Below are 16,186 nucleotides of genomic sequence, written 5' to 3'. Positions count from 1 at the left end.
CATCGAAAGGATTATTCTGTTTTTGCGTGTGCTCCGGCCGGTCGAATCGCCAGCCGCTCCAGCGCATCGGCGATGGGGATGAAATAGTTCAGACCGGTGCTGAGGTCGCCGACGCCGGCCACCGTCACACCGATGAGATTGCCTGACGCATCCAGCAAGGGTCCGCCGCTGCTGCCCGGCTGCACCGTCACATCCCCCTGGATCAGCGGATAGCCGCTGCGCTGGTCCCGGCGATGGGCACTGACGATGCCGCGGGTCAGGGTGCCCTGGTTGCGCTCCGACAGCGGCGCGCCCAGGGCATAGATGTCCGCGCTGACGGCGGGCGGGTCCAGGCGCAGCGGCAGGGCGGTGTAACGCCCGTGCGGAACCCGGACCAGGGCCACATCGCGGCGGGTCTGTAACCGCTCCACCGTGCCGACCAGGGCGACACCATCGGACAGCACCACCCGCACCCGCTCGGCATGGCCGACCACATGGGCATTGGTGAGGATCAGCCCGTCCCCATCGACAAAAACGCCGGAACCATGACCGGCCCCGGCCGCCACCAGCACAACGGCCCGGACCACCTGTTCCGCCCGCGGGGCCAGTGGTCCGCTGAACGGCGGCAGATCCGGCAGATCGATCCAGGGCAGGCCGCCCTCCCCACGCGCCGCATCGACAGATGGCGGATCGACAGGTGGCGGATCGGCCGCGGCGCTGTCGTCCGACATCCACCCGGCCGGAACCATTTCGGCCGTCACCACCCCGGCAGAGTCCTCGGCCATCGCCGCAGGGGGCGCCACAGCGGCCAGGGCGGCGGCCGGAGGCGTGGGCGCCGCATCCTGACCTGTCCCGGCCCGCAGGGTCCGCAGCGTGCGGCCGATGGGAGCCGTGCCGCCGTCCGGATCCGACCGGTCGCGGCTGAGGGCAGCGCGGAAGCGGGCGTCGCGGCCCAGAGCCATAGCCGCGTCACCGATGGCAGCCTGCAAGACCAGGAACTGGCCATCGGCGCCCGGCTGGTCCACCCGGCCCCGGCCCTGGGTGCTGAGGGTCAGCAGCATGCGCCGGTCCAGGCGGGAATAGAGCGACCAGTCCACCCGCACACTGGCCTCGCCCTGGACACCCTGTGGCCAGCCGGTCCAGAGATCGACGGCATTACACAGGCTGTAACGGACCATGGAAACGCGGGCCGCCAGCAGAACCTCGGCCCGCATGCGGTCCTCCTCCACCTCGAACAGGCGGGCGGGGTCGCCCACCACGTCATAGCCCAATGCCGTCAGCAGGCCATGCACCGACTCCAGCACGGCGTCCCGGCCCCGGGGCGGGGTCACCCAGGTGATGCGCTGGAACGGCGGCGCACACAGCAGGCTGAAGGGGTAACCACCCACATCGGTGCCGCGCGGGATGTCGAAGACCAGCTTGTCGAAGGACAAGGGGACCATCTGCCCGCCGGCGGGCAGGACGGCCCCCGCATCGGCAGCCGTCTGCCACTGGATCGGTCCGGCCGGGTCTTCCGCCGGGAACACGAGGTCGCTGCCACAGCCGGCCAGCAGCAGCACAGCCCCCAGACCCAGCCCCCGCGCAGCCCACATGGCGTTGGCCCATTCTTGTTTTGCGTGTATATCCCCAAATTAACGCGCCATTGGCGACGAGACAAGATCGTGGACCGGTTCATCGCGGGGGACCGGCGGCCACCTGACGGCAAGGATAGGAACAGGCAATCGATGGACCGGATCATCCGTGTGGGGCTGGGCCTTGCCCTGCTTTGGGGACTGACGGCCGACGCCGGGGCCGAACCCCTGTACCGGGGCATGAAGGTCGATCCGCAGGGCAATGGCCCGCAAGTGGCCCGCAGCAATCTGGGCCTGGGCGTCCGCCCATCCGATGTGATCCCGGGGCCGGACGGGACCATTCCCACCACCGAACCCGGAACCGATAGCCCCCAGGGCACCTCCGTCGTCGCTGGCGATCCCTGCACCCTGCCCGCCTTTTCTCGGCCGGCGGACAAGGGCTGGAACGGAACCGGCGGCCCCCATGTCCGGGTCTGGGTTCTGGACACGGCCGAACTGCCGGCCAAGCTGACCTACCGCCCCGCCCCCACCCCGTCCATACCCAACCATGGCGTCATCGGCCCGGCACAGGATGGCCGGGAGACCCTGGACAGCCTGGATACGGACATCGCCAGCACGGCGCCGCGCTGGCAGGTTCGGGAAGCACCGCCGGCGGCCTGCCCCCCTTAGGTCGCGCGATGTCCGCGCCCATGGGGGTCCGCGCCCATGGGGGAAAGGGCATGCCGCCGGGGCGGCCCCCGGCCCGTCTGGACAGGGGCGACCGGGACCTGTACCTAGTGGACATGGACCGCACCGACACATCCGCGCCCCGCCGCGCCGCCGTCGCCCGCACGACGAAGGAAACCCGCATCCAGGTCAGTGTCGATCTGGACGGCACCGGCCGTTATGACGTCTCCACCGGCATCGGCTTCCTCGATCACATGCTGGAGCAGCTGAGCCGGCATTCGCTGATTGACCTGACGGTGAAGGCGGAGGGCGACCTCCATATCGATTTCCACCACACCACCGAGGACAGCGGCATCGCCATCGGCGAGGCTGTGGCCAAGGCGCTGGGGGAGCGCAAGGGCATCCAGCGCTACGGCCATGCCTATGTCCCCATGGATGAGGCGCTGACACGCTGCGCCATCGACCTGTCCAACCGGCCCTATCTGATCTGGAAGGTGGCATTCACCCGCGACAAGCTGGGGGACATGGATACGGAGCTGTTCAAAGAATGGTTCCAGGCCTTCGCCCAGGCCGCCGGGGCCACGCTGCATCTGGAAAACCTGTACGGCGAGAACAATCACCACATCGTCGAAAGCTGCTACAAGGCCTTGGCCCGGGCGCTTCGTTCCGCCATCGAAATCGATCCGCGCAAGGCGGATGCCGTCCCCTCCACCAAGGGGGTGCTTGGCGGGTCCTTATAAGGGCCGGCCCGTGCGAGCATCCATCCGGCGCTCGTGGCAGACCCCGCCACGGGAACGGGCGGATCAGACGTCATTGGCACAGTGGGATTGGCACAGTGGGGACGATGTTTGGACCCAAGCAGTACGCCGACGGGTCGGATATGGAACGTGAAATGACTGCAACCGTCGCACTGATCGATTACGGCTCCGGCAATCTCCGCTCCGCCGCCAAGGCAGTGGAACGGGCGGCGCTGGAGTCCGGTCTGGACATCGAGGTCCTGGTCACGGCGGAGCCGGATGCCGTCCGCCGGGCCGATCGGGTGGTGCTGCCGGGTGTCGGCGCCTTCGCCGACTGCATGGCCGGCCTCCAGGCCGTGCCCGGTCTGGCCGCCGCCCTGCATGACACCATCATCGTCGACGCACGCCCCTTCCTGGGCATCTGTGTCGGCATGCAGCTGATGGCCAGGATCGGCCATGAGCATGGAACCCATGCCGGGCTGGGCTGGCTGGATGCCGAGGTCGGGCCGCTGACCCCGGCCGATCCGGCCCTGAAGATCCCGCATATGGGCTGGAACGAGTTGCGGCTGCGCCAGCCGTCCCATCCCGTCCTGGCCGGGCTGGACAACGGCCAGCATGCCTATTTCGTGCACTCCTACTGCATGAGGCCGGCCGATCCGGCCCTGATCCTGGCCGAATGCGACTATGGCGGACCCTTCGCCGCCGTGGTCGGCCGCGATAATCTTGTGGGCACCCAGTTCCACCCGGAAAAAAGCCAGGAGGCCGGTCTGCGGCTGCTGGCCAACTTCCTGCGCTGGACTCCGTGACTGCTCCCTTCCCCCCGACCCGGTGGACTTGCCATGACAGGTGCGTTGACGGCCGTGACCCTGGTCGAGGTGGTGCAGGAGTTCCGCCGCGGCGACCTGCATGATCTCTGCGATGCCACCGATGCCGCCATCATCGATGGCGGCGGATTCGGCTGGGTGGACCCGCCGCCCCGAGACGTGATGGAGCGCTATTGGCGTGGCGTCCTGGCCGTGCCGGAACGGACCCTGGTGGTCGGACGGCTGGACGGGGTCATCGCCGGATCAGCCCAGCTGGTGCGGCCGACACGCAACAATGAGGCGCAGAGCTTCGCCTGCTCCCTGACCACGTCCTTCGTCGCGCCCTGGGCCCGAGGCCATGGTCTGGCGCGCAGGCTGACCCTGGCGGTGGAAGAGATCGCGGTACGTGAAGGGTACAAGGTGCTGAACCTCGATGTCCGCGACAGCCAGACGGCGGCCATCGCCCTGTATGAACGCCTGGGCTATCGCCGCTGGGGTCTGCATCCCCGCTATGCAACGGCCCACGGGCGTGTGTTCAGCGGCTATTTTTACTATAAGGGCCTGGATGAAAGGCCCGTTCAGGGGCGGCCGGACATGGCCGGGAAGGAGACGGAGAGCCGATGAACCTGTATCCCGCCATTGATCTGAAGGATGGCAATGCCGTGCGCCTGGTCCGGGGCGACATGGCCCAGGCCACCGTCTTCAATTCCGACCCGGCCAAACAGGCGGTCAATTTCGAGGCCCAGGGCTTCAAATGGCTGCATCTGGTCGATCTCAACGGTGCCTTCGCCGGCCGGCCGGTCAATGGCGAAGCGGTGGAGCGCATCCTGTCGAACACACGCCTCCCGGTGCAGCTGGGCGGCGGCATCCGCGACATGGCCACCGTCGAATTCTGGCTGAACCGCGGCGTGCGCCGGGTGATCCTGGGCACAGTGGCCCTGAAGGACCCGGATCTGGTCAAGCAGGCCTGCCGCGCCTTCCCCGGCCGCGTCTGCGTCGGCATCGACGCGCGCGAAGGCTATGTGGCGGTCGAAGGCTGGGCCGAGACCAGCGAGGTCCGGGTTCTGGATCTGGCCCTGAAGTTCGAGGATTGCGGCGTCGCCGCCATCATCTACACCGACATCAACCGCGATGGCGCCATGGGCGGCGTCAATGTGGAGGCTACGGCCGATCTGGCCTGCCATCTGACCACGCCGGTTATCGCCTCGGGCGGTGTCTCCTCGCTGGCCGATCTGGAGGCGCTGAAGCGCGAGGAGAATACCGGCATCGACGGCGTCATCTGTGGACGCGCCCTCTATGACGGGCGCATTGATCCCGCCCAGGCGCTGGCCCTTCTGGAAGGAAAGGCCTGATGCTGAAATGCCGGGTCATCCCCTGCCTGGACGTGAAGGACGGCCGGGTGGTCAAGGGCGTCAACTTCGTCGATCTGGTGGATGCCGGCGATCCGGTGGAACAGGCCCGGGTCTATGACGCCGCCGGTGCCGACGAACTGACCTTCCTGGACATCACCGCCAGCCATGAGAACCGCGACACCATCTATGACGTGGTGCGCCGCACGGCCGAGCAGGTGTTCATGCCGCTGACCGTGGGGGGCGGCGTCCGCACGGTGGAGGATATCCGCAAGCTGCTGCTGGCCGGCGCCGACAAGGTGTCGATCAACACCGCCGCCGTCCACCGGCCGGAGTTCGTGCGCGAGGCGGCGCAGAAGTTCGGCGCCCAGTGCATCGTCGTGGCGGTGGATGCCAAGCAGGTGGCGCCCGATGCGGACGGCAGCCCGCGCTGGGAGGTGTTCACCCACGGCGGCCGCAACCCCACCGGGCTGGAAGCCGTATCCTGGACCCGGCAGATGGCGGAGTACGGTGCCGGCGAAATCCTGCTGACCAGCATGGACCGTGACGGGACCAAGGCCGGCTTCGATCTGGCCCTGACCCGCGCCGTCTCGGATGCGGTGCCGGTGCCGGTGATCGCGTCGGGCGGTGTCGGCAGCCTGGACCATCTGGTCGACGGCATCCGCGACGGTCATGCCTCGGCCGTGCTGGCGGCCAGCATCTTCCATTTCGGCACCTTCACCGTGCGCCAGGCCAAGGCACATCTGGCTGCCGCCGGCATTCCGGTGCGGGGGTGATCCCATGAGCAAGACCGAAACCGATCCGCAGACCGGGGCCGGCCCCGACGTGCTGGACGCGCTCTATACCGTCATCCAGTCGCGCCGGGGCGGTGATCCGGAAACCTCGCACACGGCCCGCCTGTTCGCCCGCGGCCGGGCCAAGATCGCCCAGAAGGTGGGCGAGGAGGCGGTGGAGACGGTGATCGAGGCCATGCGCGACGATCCCGCCAAACTGGCCCAGGAATCCGCCGATCTGCTGTACCACCTGTTGGTGCTGTGGGCCGATGCCGGCGTGGCGCCGGCCGACGTCTATGCCATTCTGGACGGACGCCGCGGCATCAGCGGTATTGCCGAGAAGCGCAGCCGCCCGTCATCGTGAGCGGCATGACAGGCGCGCCGCCGCTCCGCCGGTGCCGCCGAACGACCAAGGGGGAAGCCAATGGCCTATGACAGCAACAACATCTTCGCCCGCATCCTGCGTGGCGAGATCCCGTGCAACAAGGTCTATGAGGACCAGCATGTGCTGGCCTTCCACGACATCCATCCCCAGGCACCGACCCATATCCTGGTCATCCCCAAGGGCGCCTATGTCAGCTTCGCCGATTTCTCCGAGCGGGCCACGCCGGACGAGATCACCGGCTTCTTCCGGGCCGCCGGCCTGATCGCCAGGCAGGCCGGCGTGGACGCCACCGGCTACCGCCTGATCAGCAACCACGGACGCGACAGCCATCAGGACGTGCCCCACTTCCACCTGCATATCCTGGCCGGGCGGCCGCTGGGGCCGCTGCTGCTCCGTCAGGGCTGAGGCCCCCGTCAGCCCGCATCCGGCTGGGCATCCGGGGCCGCCTGCCGGAAGGCGGGCAGGTCCCGGCAGCGTGCGTCGATCGCCAGCAGCGACGGGCAGCCCGCCAGGTCACAGCCAAAACGGCGGGCGTTGAACAGCTGAGGCACCAGGCAGAGGTCGGCCATGCCCGGCGTTTCGCCGAAACAGTAGGGCGCGCCGGATACCACCATCCGCTCCAGCGCCGCCAGACCCGTCTCCACCCAGGTGCGGATCCAGGCGGCCACGGCTGGTTCCGGCTGGGCCAGCGGACCGCGCAGATAGGTCAGCACCCGCAGATTGTTGATGGGATGGATATCGCAGGCGATGGCATGGGCGAAGGCGCGGACACGCGCACGCGCCAGCGGATCCGGCGGCAGCAGGGCCGGAACCGGATGCGTCTCCTCCAGATACTCGACAATGGCCAGCGATTGCGTCAGCAGGGCCGGCCCATCCTCCAGGGCCGGCACCAGCCCCTGGGGATTGACGGCCCGGTAAGCGGGGCTGTTGTGCTGGCCGCCATCGCGCAGCAGATGCACCGGGACCGGTTCATAGCCCAGCCCCTTCAACGCCAGAGCGATGCGCACACGATAGGCGGCGCTGGACCGGTAGTAGGTGTAGAGCTTCATGGTGGCACCTTCGGTGCTGTCGGATATCGTTTCTTCTGAAACGGGAGACTGCATGCAACCGCCCCTGTTGGGCAAGACCGCCCTGGTCACCGGTGCCTCCCGCGGCATCGGCGCCGCCATCGCCCGCCGTCTGGCCGCCGACGGGGCCGATCTGGTTCTGCATTACGGCCACGACACGGCCGCCGCCGAGGGAGTTGCCGCCGATGTGTGCGCCCTGGGCCGCCGAGCCAGCCTTCTGCAGGCCGATCTGGCCGATGCGGCGCAGTCGGAAAGCCTGTACGGCCAAGCCGCCGCCCTGTCGGGTGGCGCGCCCGCGATCCTGGTCAACAATGCTGGCATCGGCCGCTTCGCCGCCCTGGCCGAGCTGCCGGTGGCGGAGATACAGACAGTCTTGGCCGTGAATGTCACGGCACCGATTCTGATCTGCCGCGCCGCGGCCGGCGCCATGCCCGCCGGCGGACGCATCATCAATCTGGGCTCGGTCATCACCGACCGGCCGGTGGCGGGGCGTGCCACCTATGCCGCCAGCAAGGGCGCCCTCCACGCCTTCACCAGCGTGCTGGCGCAGGAGCTGGGTCCCCGCGGCATCAGCGTCAACGCCGTCGCACCGGGTGTGACCGCCACCGACCGTTTCAAGCGTGGGGACGCGTCCCGCGTGCCGGAGATCCTGGCCCGGACCGCCCTGGGCCGCATCGGCACACCGGAGGAGATCGCCGCCCTGGTGGCATGGCTATGCCGCGACGAGGCCGGCTGGATCACGGGGGAAATCATCCGCGCCGATGGAGGATTACGAGGGCTTTGAGCGGCTTTATCCCAGACGCCCCTTCCGCCGGCCCGGGGGTGGCCAATCTGCCCCTTGCAAGTCCGGTCGGGCCGGGTAACGCTGAGTGCTGCCATGCTCCATCTCGACAGCTTCCTGCCCTACCGCATCAATGTCCTGTCGAAGCGCATCAGCCGCGAGCTGTCGCGCCGCTATCAGGACAAATTCGGCATCTCCATCCCGGAATGGCGGGTCATCGCCATCCTGGGCCGGGAACAGCCGCTGTCCAGCAACGACATCGTCGAACGGTCGCAGATGGACAAGGCCAAGGTCAGCCGGGCCGTCAACGGGCTGGTGGAGCGCGGCCTCCTCTCCCGCGCCGTGCATCCGGAAGACCAGCGCCTGCTGCGCCTGTCCTTCACGGCCCAGGGCCGGCAGCTCTATGAACAGATCACCCCCCTGGCCCTGGATTGGGAACAGCAGTTCCTGGACTGCCTGACCTCCGTCGACCAGGAGCTGTTGGCCAGCCTCATCGACCGGCTGGACCGCCGCCTGGACGAGATGGGCGGCAAGGACTGATCCGTCATTGACAGGGACAAAGACTGATATGGAACCGGACTGGCTGCGCTGGGCGCGACGGATCCAGGCCCTGGCCCAATCGGGTCTGACCTTCACCCGCGATGTCTATGACCGCGAGCGCTACGAGGCGCTTCGCGCCCTGGCCGCGGAAATGATGGCCGCCCGGTCGGCCGGGGATCCCGCCGTGATCGAGGCGCTGTTCGCGCGGCAGTCCGGCTATGCCACGCCGAAGGTGGATGTGCGTGGCGCTGTCTTCGATGATCGGGGGCGCATTCTTCTGGTCAGGGAACTGGCCGACCAGGGGCGCTGGACGCTGCCGGGGGGCTGGGCCGATGTCAACCAGTCGGCGGCCGACTGCGTGGTCCGCGAGGTGCTGGAGGAAGCCGGACTGCGCGTCCGTGCCCGGAAACTCGCAGCCGTCTATGACCGGGCCCGGCATCCGCACCAGCCACCCTTTCCCTTCCACATCTACAAGATGTTCTTCCTGTGCGATCCCGAGGACGACCCGCGGACGGCCCGCGGCGACAGGGTCGAGACGGGAGCCGCCGCCTTCTTCGCCCGGCATGAGGTTCCGATGGAGGAGCTGTCGCAGGGCCGGGTGCTGCCCTTCCAGATCGACCGCATGTTCGCGCACCGGGAGGGACCGGACCTGCCCACGGATTTCGACTGACCGGCGCATGCTGTCGGTCGGCGGCGCTTCAGCGCTTGCGCTCCACCAGATCCGCCAGCACGGCCCGGCGCTGGTCGGAGCCCATGCCACCCCAGGCGGCAATCTCCTCCACCGTGCGCAGGCACCCCACGCAGTAACGGCGCCTGGCGTCCAGCCGGCAGATGCGGACGCAAGGGCTAGGCACGTAATCGTCGGGATCGGGAAGGGTCATAGCGGGCGCTCCGGTGCCGGGGCCAGCATCGCCTGAGCCAAGCGGCGGCCACTGACCCAGGCCGCTTCAGCCCGGGCCTCCAGGCACCAGTCGCCGCAGGCCCCCAGACCAGCCTGCGGTTTCCACAGGCAGCCATCCCCCAGGGGTGCCGTCGGCAAGGCATAGCGCCAGCGATGGGCCACTGCATGCACCGGTGCCGCCCTGGCCCCGGTCAGGGTCTGGAACGCAGGCAACAGACGGGCCAGGACCGCATCCGAAGCCAGTTCCGAATGCACATCCGACCAGGTGGGCGCGGCATGCAGCACCCAGCTTTCCGCCGGCGGACGGCCCGGCTTGGAACTGTTGCGCGCCAGCCAGGACAGGGGCCGTCCCTCGCCGCCCGCCGCGGCGACGAAGGCGGCATCCCAGGCCACATCGATCCGGTCCTCAAAGGCCAGCATCACCGCCCAGCAATGGGCCATGTGCGCCATGGCGGCGCGGCTGGCGAGATCGGGCGCACCGGCAAGCAGCGGGACCGCCTGCGGTGCCGGCACCGCGATGACGACCTGTTGATAACAGCCGAGGTCGCGCCCGTCCTCTGCGGTCAGGCGCCAACCATCACGCCCAGGCTCCACCGCAGCGACGCGCAGACCCCACTGGACCGGCAATCCATCCGCCAGGGCGTGGATCGGGGCATTCATGCCGGGAACGCCGACGAAGCGCTCGCCCGGACTGTCCTCCACCAGGCCGCCGGGATGCAGCCGGACCACGGGGACGGTCCAGCGGGCCGCAACGCCATCATCCAGCCACCGCGCCATCCTGCCCTGAAAGTCGGGGTCACGGGCTGTCAGGAACTGGCAGCCATGATCGAACTGGAAGCGGTCACTGCGCCGGGTGGACAGCCGCCCCCCGGGTCCCCGCCCCTTGTCGAACAGCCGGACCTCCAGCCCGGCCTGCATCAGCCTGTCAGCACAGGCCAGACCGGCAAGACCGGCTCCAATGATGGCAATGGGAACGGAGAGGACGGACATCACCGGCACACAGTGGTGAACGGAAGAACTTCAGCAGCACGGAAGATAGTCCGGTAGCGTCATGCGTCCAGCCGGCACTGGCAGCGGCACGCCCCCGCTGGGGCAGTGCCCAAGGAATGGGCGGCCGCTTCCAAGCAAAGGGCCGCCCGGATATCGCCGACGCCGCGCCCCGGCCTCAGTCCTTGAGGTCGGCCCACAGCTCCTTGACCTTGGCGAAGAAGCCCTCGGATTCCGGATGGTGGCCCTCCTGGCCCGCCTTCTCGAACTCCTTCAGCAACTCCTGCTGCTTCTTGGTCAGGTTGACCGGCGTCTCCACCACCACCTGGATGTACATGTCACCGCGGGCGGGGCTGCGCAGCACGGTCATGCCCTTGCCCTTGAGGCGGAACTGATGACCGGACTGGGTGCCGGGCGTCACCGTGATCTTGGCCCGGGTGCCCTCCACGGTCGGCACCTCGATGGTGCCGCCCAGGGCCGCCGTGGTCATGGGGATGGGGACGCGGCAATGCAGATTGGCACCGTCGCGCTGGAAGAAGCGGTGCGGTGCGATGGCGAGGAAGATGTAGAGATCACCCGGGCTGCCGCCACGCAACCCCGCCTCGCCCTCCCCGGCCAGACGGATGCGGGTCCCGTCCTCGACACCGGCCGGGATGTTGACCTGCAGCGTCTTCTCCTTGCGCACCCGGCCCTGGCCGCCACAGGCCCGGCAGGGGTCCTTGATGACGCGACCGGCGCCGCCGCAGCCGGGGCAGGTGCGCTCGATGGTGAAGAAACCCTGCTGCGCCCGCACCTTGCCGGCACCGTTGCAGGTCGGGCAGGTGATGGGCTGGCTGCCCTTTTCAGCACCGGAACCGCCGCAGCTGTCGCACATCACGCTGGTGGGCACGCGCACCTGGGTGGTGGTCCCCTGGAACGCCTCCTCCAGCGTGATCTCCAGATTGTAGCGCAGGTCGGCGCCGCGGTTGTTGGCCTGGGCGCCGCGGCCGCCCCGGCCCATGAACTCCCCGAACATCTCGTCGAAGATGTCGGCGAAGCCCGAGCCGAAATCGAAGCCGCCGGCAGCACCGGCGCCGGGTCCGCGCCCGTTCTCAAAGGCGGCATGGCCGAAGCGGTCGTAGGCGCCCCGCTTCTGCTCGTCCTTCAGGACATCATAGGCTTCGTTGATTTCCTTGAATTTCTGTTCGGCAGCTTTGTCACCCTGATTGCGGTCAGGGTGGTACTGCATGGCCAGCTTGCGGTAGGCCTTCTTCAGGTCGTCGGCGCTGGCGCCCTTCTCGACGCCCAGCACCTCGTAGTAGTCGCGCTTTGACATGGCGGCCTATGCTACCCCCACCGGCGGCACCAGCCCAGGACCTGGTGCACGCAGCCTCGATTCATCACATCCAACGGCGTGTTCCCATCCACGGTCTGTCATACCGCGGCCCGTCGCGCCGGGGGGCGCATGCGACGGGCCCGTCCGGAGGTCCGGACGGGCCCGCGCACAATCATGGGAACGGAGCCCGCCCAGGATCAGGACTTCTTGCGGTCGTCGTCGACTTCCTCGAAGTCGGCATCGACCACCTTTTCCGCCCCGCCTTCGCTGGCGGGCTCGTCCGCACCGGCGGTCTGGGCACCCGGAGCCTCCTGGCCCGCCTTGTAGAGGGCCTCGCCCATCTTCATGCTGACCTGGGCCAGGGCCTCGGTCTTGGCCTTGATGGCAGCGGCGTCGTCACCGCCCAGCACAGCCTTGAGCTCGGCAATGGCGCCTTCCACTGCCGACTTCTCACCCGCGGGGATCTTGTCGCCGGACTCCGACAGGGTGCGCTCTGTGGTGTGGATCAGGCCGTCGGCATGGTTCTTGGCCTCGACCAGCTCCTTGCGCTTCTTGTCCTCAGCGGCGTGTGCCTCGGCATCCTTGACCATCTTGTCGATGTCGGCGTCCGACAGACCGCCCGAGGCCTGGATGCGGATGGTCTGCTCCTTGCTGGTGGCCTTGTCCTTGGCGGACACGTTGACGATGCCGTTGGCATCGATGTCGAAGGTCACCTCGATCTGCGGCACGCCGCGCGGGGCCGGCGGAATGCCCATCAGGTCGAACTGGCCAAGCAGCTTGTTGTCTGCCGCCATCTCGCGCTCACCCTGGAACACGCGGATGGTCACCGCCGACTGGTTGTCCTCGGCCGTGGAGAAGACCTGGGACTTCTTGGTCGGGATGGTGGTGTTGCGGTCGATCAGGCGGGTGAACACGCCACCCAGCGTCTCGATGCCCAGCGACAGCGGCGTCACGTCCAGCAGCAGGACGTCCTTGACCTCGCCCTTCAGCACGCCGCCCTGGATGGCGGCGCCGACGGCGACCACCTCGTCCGGGTTCACGCCGCGGTTCGGCTCCTTGCCGAAGATCTGCTTCACGGTCTCGATGATCTTGGGCATGCGGGTCATGCCACCGACCAGGATCACCTCGTCGACCTCGCTGGCCTTCAGGCCGGCATCCTTCAGCGCGGCCTGGCACGGGCCGACGGTGCGGCGGACCAGATCCTCGACCAGGGCTTCCAGCTTGGCGCGGCTCAGCTTGATATTGAGATGCTTCGGACCCGAGGCATCGGCGGTGATGAAGGGCAGGTTGACCTCGGTCTGCATCGAGCTGGACAGCTCGATCTTGGCCTTTTCCGCCGCTTCCTTCAGGCGCTGCAGGGCCAGACGGTCCTTGCGCAGGTCGATGCCCTGCTCCTTCTGGAACTCCTCGGCCAGATAATCGATGATCTTGCCGTCGAAATCCTCACCGCCGAGGAAGGTGTCGCCATTGGTGGACTTCACCTCGAACACGCCGTCGCCGATTTCCAGGATCGACACGTCGAAGGTGCCGCCGCCCAGATCGTAGACGGCGATGGTGCCGGTGCCCTTCTTTTCCATGCCATAGGCAAGGGCGGCGGCCGTCGGCTCGTTGATGATGCGCAGCACTTCCAGACCGGCGATCTTGCCGGCATCCTTGGTGGCCTGGCGCTGGCTGTCATTGAAATAGGCCGGCACGGTGATGACGGCCTGCGTCACCTTCTCGCCCAGATAGGCCTCGGCGGTCTCCTTCATCTTCTGCAGGATGAAGGCGCTGATCTGGCTCGGGCTGTACTTCTCGCCATGGGCCTCGACCCAGGCGTCGCCGTTGGAACCGGCGATGACCTTGTAGGGCACCAGTCCCATATCCTTCTTCACCATCGGGTCGTCGAAACGGCGCCCGATCAGGCGCTTGATGGCGAAGAGGGTGTTGTCGGGGTTCGTCACCGCCTGACGCTTGGCCGGCTGGCCGACGAGGCGCTCTCCCCCCTGGGTGAAAGCGACCATGGACGGGGTCGTGCGGGCACCTTCCGCGTTCTCGATGACCTTCGCCTGCGCGCCTTCCATAACGGCCACGCACGAATTCGTGGTGCCCAGATCAATCCCGATGACCTTGCTCATGCTGGACCTCTCGTTTCCGGCAGATCGTCTGCGGCCCACTGTTCCCCGCGGCACCGCCCGCGATCCCCTTTGCCCGTGTTCCCATTGGTTTGCCGCATCCGGCGCCACGCCCCCGGGGGAGGCCGGACAAGGCCGGACACGGGGCAGGGCTCTGGGAATACCCTGCCACTCGCTGGCAGATATAGGCAGGTGTCGCCGAGGCTGCAACGGGCGCCTGCGTTGGCGGATGTGCATCGATGTTCCGGCGCCCATGCGGAAATGCGGCAGGTCGGCCCGGGCATGCCACCGCCGGCAGGCGGCAGCGGGGGGCGGGGTAGGCCATCCACGCCGTCCGCCGGGGCACCTGACGCCTAGCCAGCCGGCTCGATCTGTATATCTATTCGATCTATCACTTTAAGACTTTTCCTACCCGTAAGGAATTAGGTACTATGGCCTTGAGTGAATGCGGTCGCGGCCCGCATCGCCGCGCATGGGGGGCGTAATCAATCATGTCGCAACAAGCCACACTGGATGTGCCGGATCTCGACTGCGCGGACGGTTCAGACGAGCCGCCGATGCGCATGGCGCTGGCGATCAAGCACTGCCTGGACAATCTGGCCGCCGATGCCCGTCAGTTCCGCATGACGGAACTGGCCCATTTCATCGGTCTGGCCGCCATGGTGGCCGAGGATTCGGCGCGCCAACTGGCCGCCAAGAGCCAGGATCTCGATCCGCTGCTGGATGGAAAACCGGCCGGCCATTGCTGATGCGGCGGCCTTCGCAGGGGGCCGGATGCAGGGGCGTTGATGCCTCGGCGTCCGAGGCGATGCACGGACGCGTTCATGTGGACGGATTGGGCCACACGGACCGGATCGCAGCGCATCGGATGCCGTCGCATCGACATCCGCCGGCCCGCCGAAGCGGCCGGATTGCCGCTTTTCCTGTGCCCGCACACAGGCAATGCGGCCGCCGGAGCCGTGGCCCGGAGCCGTGGCATGGAAGGCGGGAGCAAACCGATCGGGTCAGCCCCGATGCGACAGGGCCTCAGTGCAGGGTTCCGGCAGAGACCCAGGACCCGACGATGTCCATGGCCTCGGGCTGCGGTGTATCCGGATGGTGCCAGAGATAGACGATCACGGCCGCTTCGAAGCAATAGCGGTCGGGCTGCCCCTTGGCATGCATCTCGCGATAGGCCCGGACCACAGCGGGCCGGCAGCAATCCCCGTTGCCTGCCCCAGCCCGGGTGCCGCACCGCCCGAAACGCTGCATGAACAGTCCCCTTATTTCTTCAGCAGCCCGGTCCTGACGCCGTCGCGGTCCGTGCGGACCCCGTACAGCTCAAGACGGTGACCGATCAGTTGGAAGCCCAGGCTGTGGGCGATCTTTTCCTTGATCTGCTCCAACTCCTCGCTGGAGAACTCGACCACCTCACCCGTCTGCACATCGATCAGATGATGGTGATGTTCATCCCGCGCCTCCTCATAACGCGCCCGGCCATCGCCGAAGTCCAGACGCTCGATGACGTTGGCCTCTTCGAACAGCCGCATGGTGCGGTAGACGGTGGCAATGGAGATGTTGGGGTCCAGTTCGACCGCCCGGCGATAGACCTGCTCCACGTCGGGATGATCGGTGCTGTCGGACAGGACACGGCTGATCACGCGCCGCTGCTCCGTCATCTTCAGACCCTTCTCGATGCAGAGAAGTTCAAGGCGGGACGGCATCGGTTCCTCCGGACTAGGAATTTAGAATGGTTCCACTCAGATGGACCATACCGGGACCGGAGGCGAGAGGGAACCGCGGAAAATTTGTCGGGTATAAGGGCCGCGCCGTCAATCCTTGAGTAGGGTCTTCAGCAGGTCCAGAAGCTGCGCCAGAGCGTCGGGCGTCAGCCGGGCAATACGCCGGGCCAGCAGATTGGCCACCAGCGTGTGGTCGGGTGTGAGGCCGGCCGTGTCCACCACCACCCGCGGATCGGACAGTCCGGCGAGGCGCTCCAGCGCCTCCGCCTCGTCCCAGATCAGCCCGAAATAGGTGCAGATCTGACGCAGCAGCATGGGGGAGGGAACCCCCTTATGCCCATGCTCCAGGGCGGACAGGTAGGCCGAACTGATCTCCAGCTCCGTCGCCATCTCCTTGAGGCTGACGCCCTTGCGGGCACGGAGTTCACGGACACGTTCGCCAAAGGGGGTCATGGAGGTCCGGCGCGAAGAGGCGGGGGATCACCATAGACAGGCGG

21 protein-coding genes are annotated in these 16,186 nt (G+C 67.7%); 12 read left to right on the top strand and 9 right to left on the bottom strand.

Annotated elements, in window-relative coordinates; genetic code table 11:
- Positions 1–11 precede the first annotated feature (11 nt).
- Positions 12–1,571, bottom strand: coding sequence for a S1C family serine protease (locus DK368_RS17085; protein ID WP_114395187.1), 1,560 nt, complete (start codon positions 1,569–1,571; stop codon positions 12–14).
- 132 nt (positions 1,572–1,703) lie between these two features.
- Between DK368_RS17085 and DK368_RS17080 the strand changes: the two genes are divergently transcribed.
- The 8 genes from DK368_RS17080 to DK368_RS17045 all read left to right on the top strand — a co-directional run bounded on the left by DK368_RS17080 (position 1,704) and on the right by DK368_RS17045 (position 6,668).
- Complete coding sequence (locus DK368_RS17080; RefSeq protein ID WP_114395186.1) at positions 1,704–2,219, top strand: hypothetical protein; 516 nt, start codon at positions 1,704–1,706, stop codon at positions 2,217–2,219.
- A 113-nt stretch (positions 2,220–2,332) separates the two neighbouring features.
- Positions 2,333–2,956 (top strand): imidazoleglycerol-phosphate dehydratase HisB, encoded by a 624-nt coding sequence (gene hisB / locus DK368_RS17075; protein ID WP_114395258.1) that lies wholly within the window; start codon positions 2,333–2,335, stop codon positions 2,954–2,956.
- Between the two features lie 152 nt (positions 2,957–3,108).
- Positions 3,109–3,759 carry an imidazole glycerol phosphate synthase subunit HisH gene (hisH, locus tag DK368_RS17070; RefSeq protein WP_114395185.1) on the top strand — a complete coding sequence of 217 codons (651 nt, stop codon included), beginning with the start codon at positions 3,109–3,111 and terminating at the stop codon, positions 3,757–3,759.
- Positions 3,760–3,792: 33 nt separating this feature from the next.
- Positions 3,793–4,380: a GNAT family N-acetyltransferase gene (locus tag DK368_RS17065; RefSeq protein ID WP_114395184.1), complete on the top strand. Its 588-nt coding sequence runs from the start codon at positions 3,793–3,795 to the stop codon at positions 4,378–4,380.
- On the top strand, positions 4,377–5,108 hold the full coding sequence (gene hisA / locus DK368_RS17060) for a 1-(5-phosphoribosyl)-5-[(5-phosphoribosylamino)methylideneamino]imidazole-4-carboxamide isomerase (protein ID WP_114395183.1): 732 nt from the start codon (positions 4,377–4,379) through the stop codon (positions 5,106–5,108). The genes DK368_RS17065 and hisA overlap by 4 nt, the downstream gene beginning before the upstream one ends.
- Positions 5,108–5,881, top strand: coding sequence for an imidazole glycerol phosphate synthase subunit HisF (gene hisF, locus DK368_RS17055; RefSeq protein ID WP_114395182.1), 774 nt, complete (start codon positions 5,108–5,110; stop codon positions 5,879–5,881). Before hisA ends, hisF begins: the two co-directional genes overlap by 1 nt.
- A gap of 4 nt (positions 5,882–5,885) precedes the next feature.
- Entirely contained in the window at positions 5,886–6,242 is a 357-nt protein-coding gene (locus tag DK368_RS17050; protein WP_114395181.1) for a phosphoribosyl-ATP diphosphatase, read from the top strand.
- A gap of 60 nt (positions 6,243–6,302) precedes the next feature.
- A complete protein-coding gene (locus DK368_RS17045; RefSeq protein ID WP_114395180.1) occupies positions 6,303–6,668 on the top strand; it encodes a histidine triad nucleotide-binding protein in 366 nt (121 codons plus the stop codon).
- An 8-nt stretch (positions 6,669–6,676) separates the two neighbouring features.
- On the opposite strand, the gene maiA is transcribed toward DK368_RS17045, so the two are convergent.
- Complete coding sequence (maiA, locus tag DK368_RS17040) at positions 6,677–7,366, bottom strand: maleylacetoacetate isomerase (protein WP_420818907.1); 690 nt, start codon at positions 7,364–7,366, stop codon at positions 6,677–6,679.
- Here maiA and DK368_RS17035 point away from each other — a divergent pair.
- The 3 genes from DK368_RS17035 to DK368_RS17025 all read left to right on the top strand — a co-directional run bounded on the left by DK368_RS17035 (position 7,365) and on the right by DK368_RS17025 (position 9,321).
- The gene (locus tag DK368_RS17035) at positions 7,365–8,114 is read left to right on the top strand and encodes an SDR family NAD(P)-dependent oxidoreductase (RefSeq protein ID WP_114395178.1); all 750 of its coding nucleotides are present in this window, start codon (positions 7,365–7,367) and stop codon (positions 8,112–8,114) included. The genes maiA and DK368_RS17035 overlap by 2 nt on opposite strands.
- 93 nt (positions 8,115–8,207) lie before the next feature.
- Complete coding sequence (locus tag DK368_RS17030) at positions 8,208–8,651, top strand: MarR family winged helix-turn-helix transcriptional regulator (protein WP_114395177.1); 444 nt, start codon at positions 8,208–8,210, stop codon at positions 8,649–8,651.
- 28 nt (positions 8,652–8,679) lie between these two features.
- Positions 8,680–9,321: an NUDIX hydrolase gene (locus tag DK368_RS17025; protein ID WP_114395176.1), complete on the top strand. Its 642-nt coding sequence runs from the start codon at positions 8,680–8,682 to the stop codon at positions 9,319–9,321.
- Between the two features lie 28 nt (positions 9,322–9,349).
- On the opposite strand, the gene DK368_RS17020 is transcribed toward DK368_RS17025, so the two are convergent.
- From DK368_RS17020 to dnaK, 4 genes are all read right to left on the bottom strand, one after another.
- Positions 9,350–9,532, bottom strand: coding sequence for a DUF1289 domain-containing protein (locus DK368_RS17020; protein WP_114395175.1), 183 nt, complete (start codon positions 9,530–9,532; stop codon positions 9,350–9,352).
- The gene (locus DK368_RS17015; protein ID WP_114395174.1) at positions 9,529–10,542 is read right to left on the bottom strand and encodes an NAD(P)/FAD-dependent oxidoreductase; all 1,014 of its coding nucleotides are present in this window, start codon (positions 10,540–10,542) and stop codon (positions 9,529–9,531) included. The genes DK368_RS17020 and DK368_RS17015 overlap by 4 nt, the downstream gene beginning before the upstream one ends.
- Positions 10,543–10,717: 175 nt before the next feature.
- Positions 10,718–11,854, bottom strand: coding sequence for a molecular chaperone DnaJ (gene dnaJ / locus DK368_RS17010; RefSeq protein ID WP_114395173.1), 1,137 nt, complete (start codon positions 11,852–11,854; stop codon positions 10,718–10,720).
- A 197-nt stretch (positions 11,855–12,051) separates the two neighbouring features.
- A complete protein-coding gene (gene dnaK / locus DK368_RS17005; RefSeq protein WP_114395172.1) occupies positions 12,052–13,971 on the bottom strand; it encodes a molecular chaperone DnaK in 1,920 nt (639 codons plus the stop codon).
- A gap of 488 nt (positions 13,972–14,459) precedes the next feature.
- Between dnaK and DK368_RS17000 the strand changes: the two genes are divergently transcribed.
- Positions 14,460–14,717: a hypothetical protein gene (locus tag DK368_RS17000; protein ID WP_155524610.1), complete on the top strand. Its 258-nt coding sequence runs from the start codon at positions 14,460–14,462 to the stop codon at positions 14,715–14,717.
- 277 nt (positions 14,718–14,994) lie between these two features.
- Here the strand turns inward: DK368_RS17000 and DK368_RS16995 are convergent, their stop codons facing one another.
- From DK368_RS16995 to DK368_RS16985, 3 genes are all read right to left on the bottom strand, one after another.
- Positions 14,995–15,219, bottom strand: coding sequence for a hypothetical protein (locus DK368_RS16995; protein WP_114395170.1), 225 nt, complete (start codon positions 15,217–15,219; stop codon positions 14,995–14,997).
- 11 nt (positions 15,220–15,230) lie between these two features.
- The gene (locus DK368_RS16990; RefSeq protein WP_114395169.1) at positions 15,231–15,671 is read right to left on the bottom strand and encodes a Fur family transcriptional regulator; all 441 of its coding nucleotides are present in this window, start codon (positions 15,669–15,671) and stop codon (positions 15,231–15,233) included.
- Positions 15,672–15,779: 108 nt separating this feature from the next.
- Complete coding sequence (locus DK368_RS16985; protein ID WP_114395168.1) at positions 15,780–16,142, bottom strand: helix-turn-helix domain-containing protein; 363 nt, start codon at positions 16,140–16,142, stop codon at positions 15,780–15,782.
- Between the last annotated feature and the right edge of the window lie 44 nt (positions 16,143–16,186).

Origin of the sequence: Oleisolibacter albus, from assembly GCF_003336875.1 — a bacterium.
Taxonomy (GTDB): domain Bacteria; phylum Pseudomonadota; class Alphaproteobacteria; order Azospirillales; family Azospirillaceae; genus Niveispirillum; species Niveispirillum album.
Note: the sequence above shows the minus strand (reverse complement) of the source record. Positions and strands in the feature narration are given on the sequence as shown.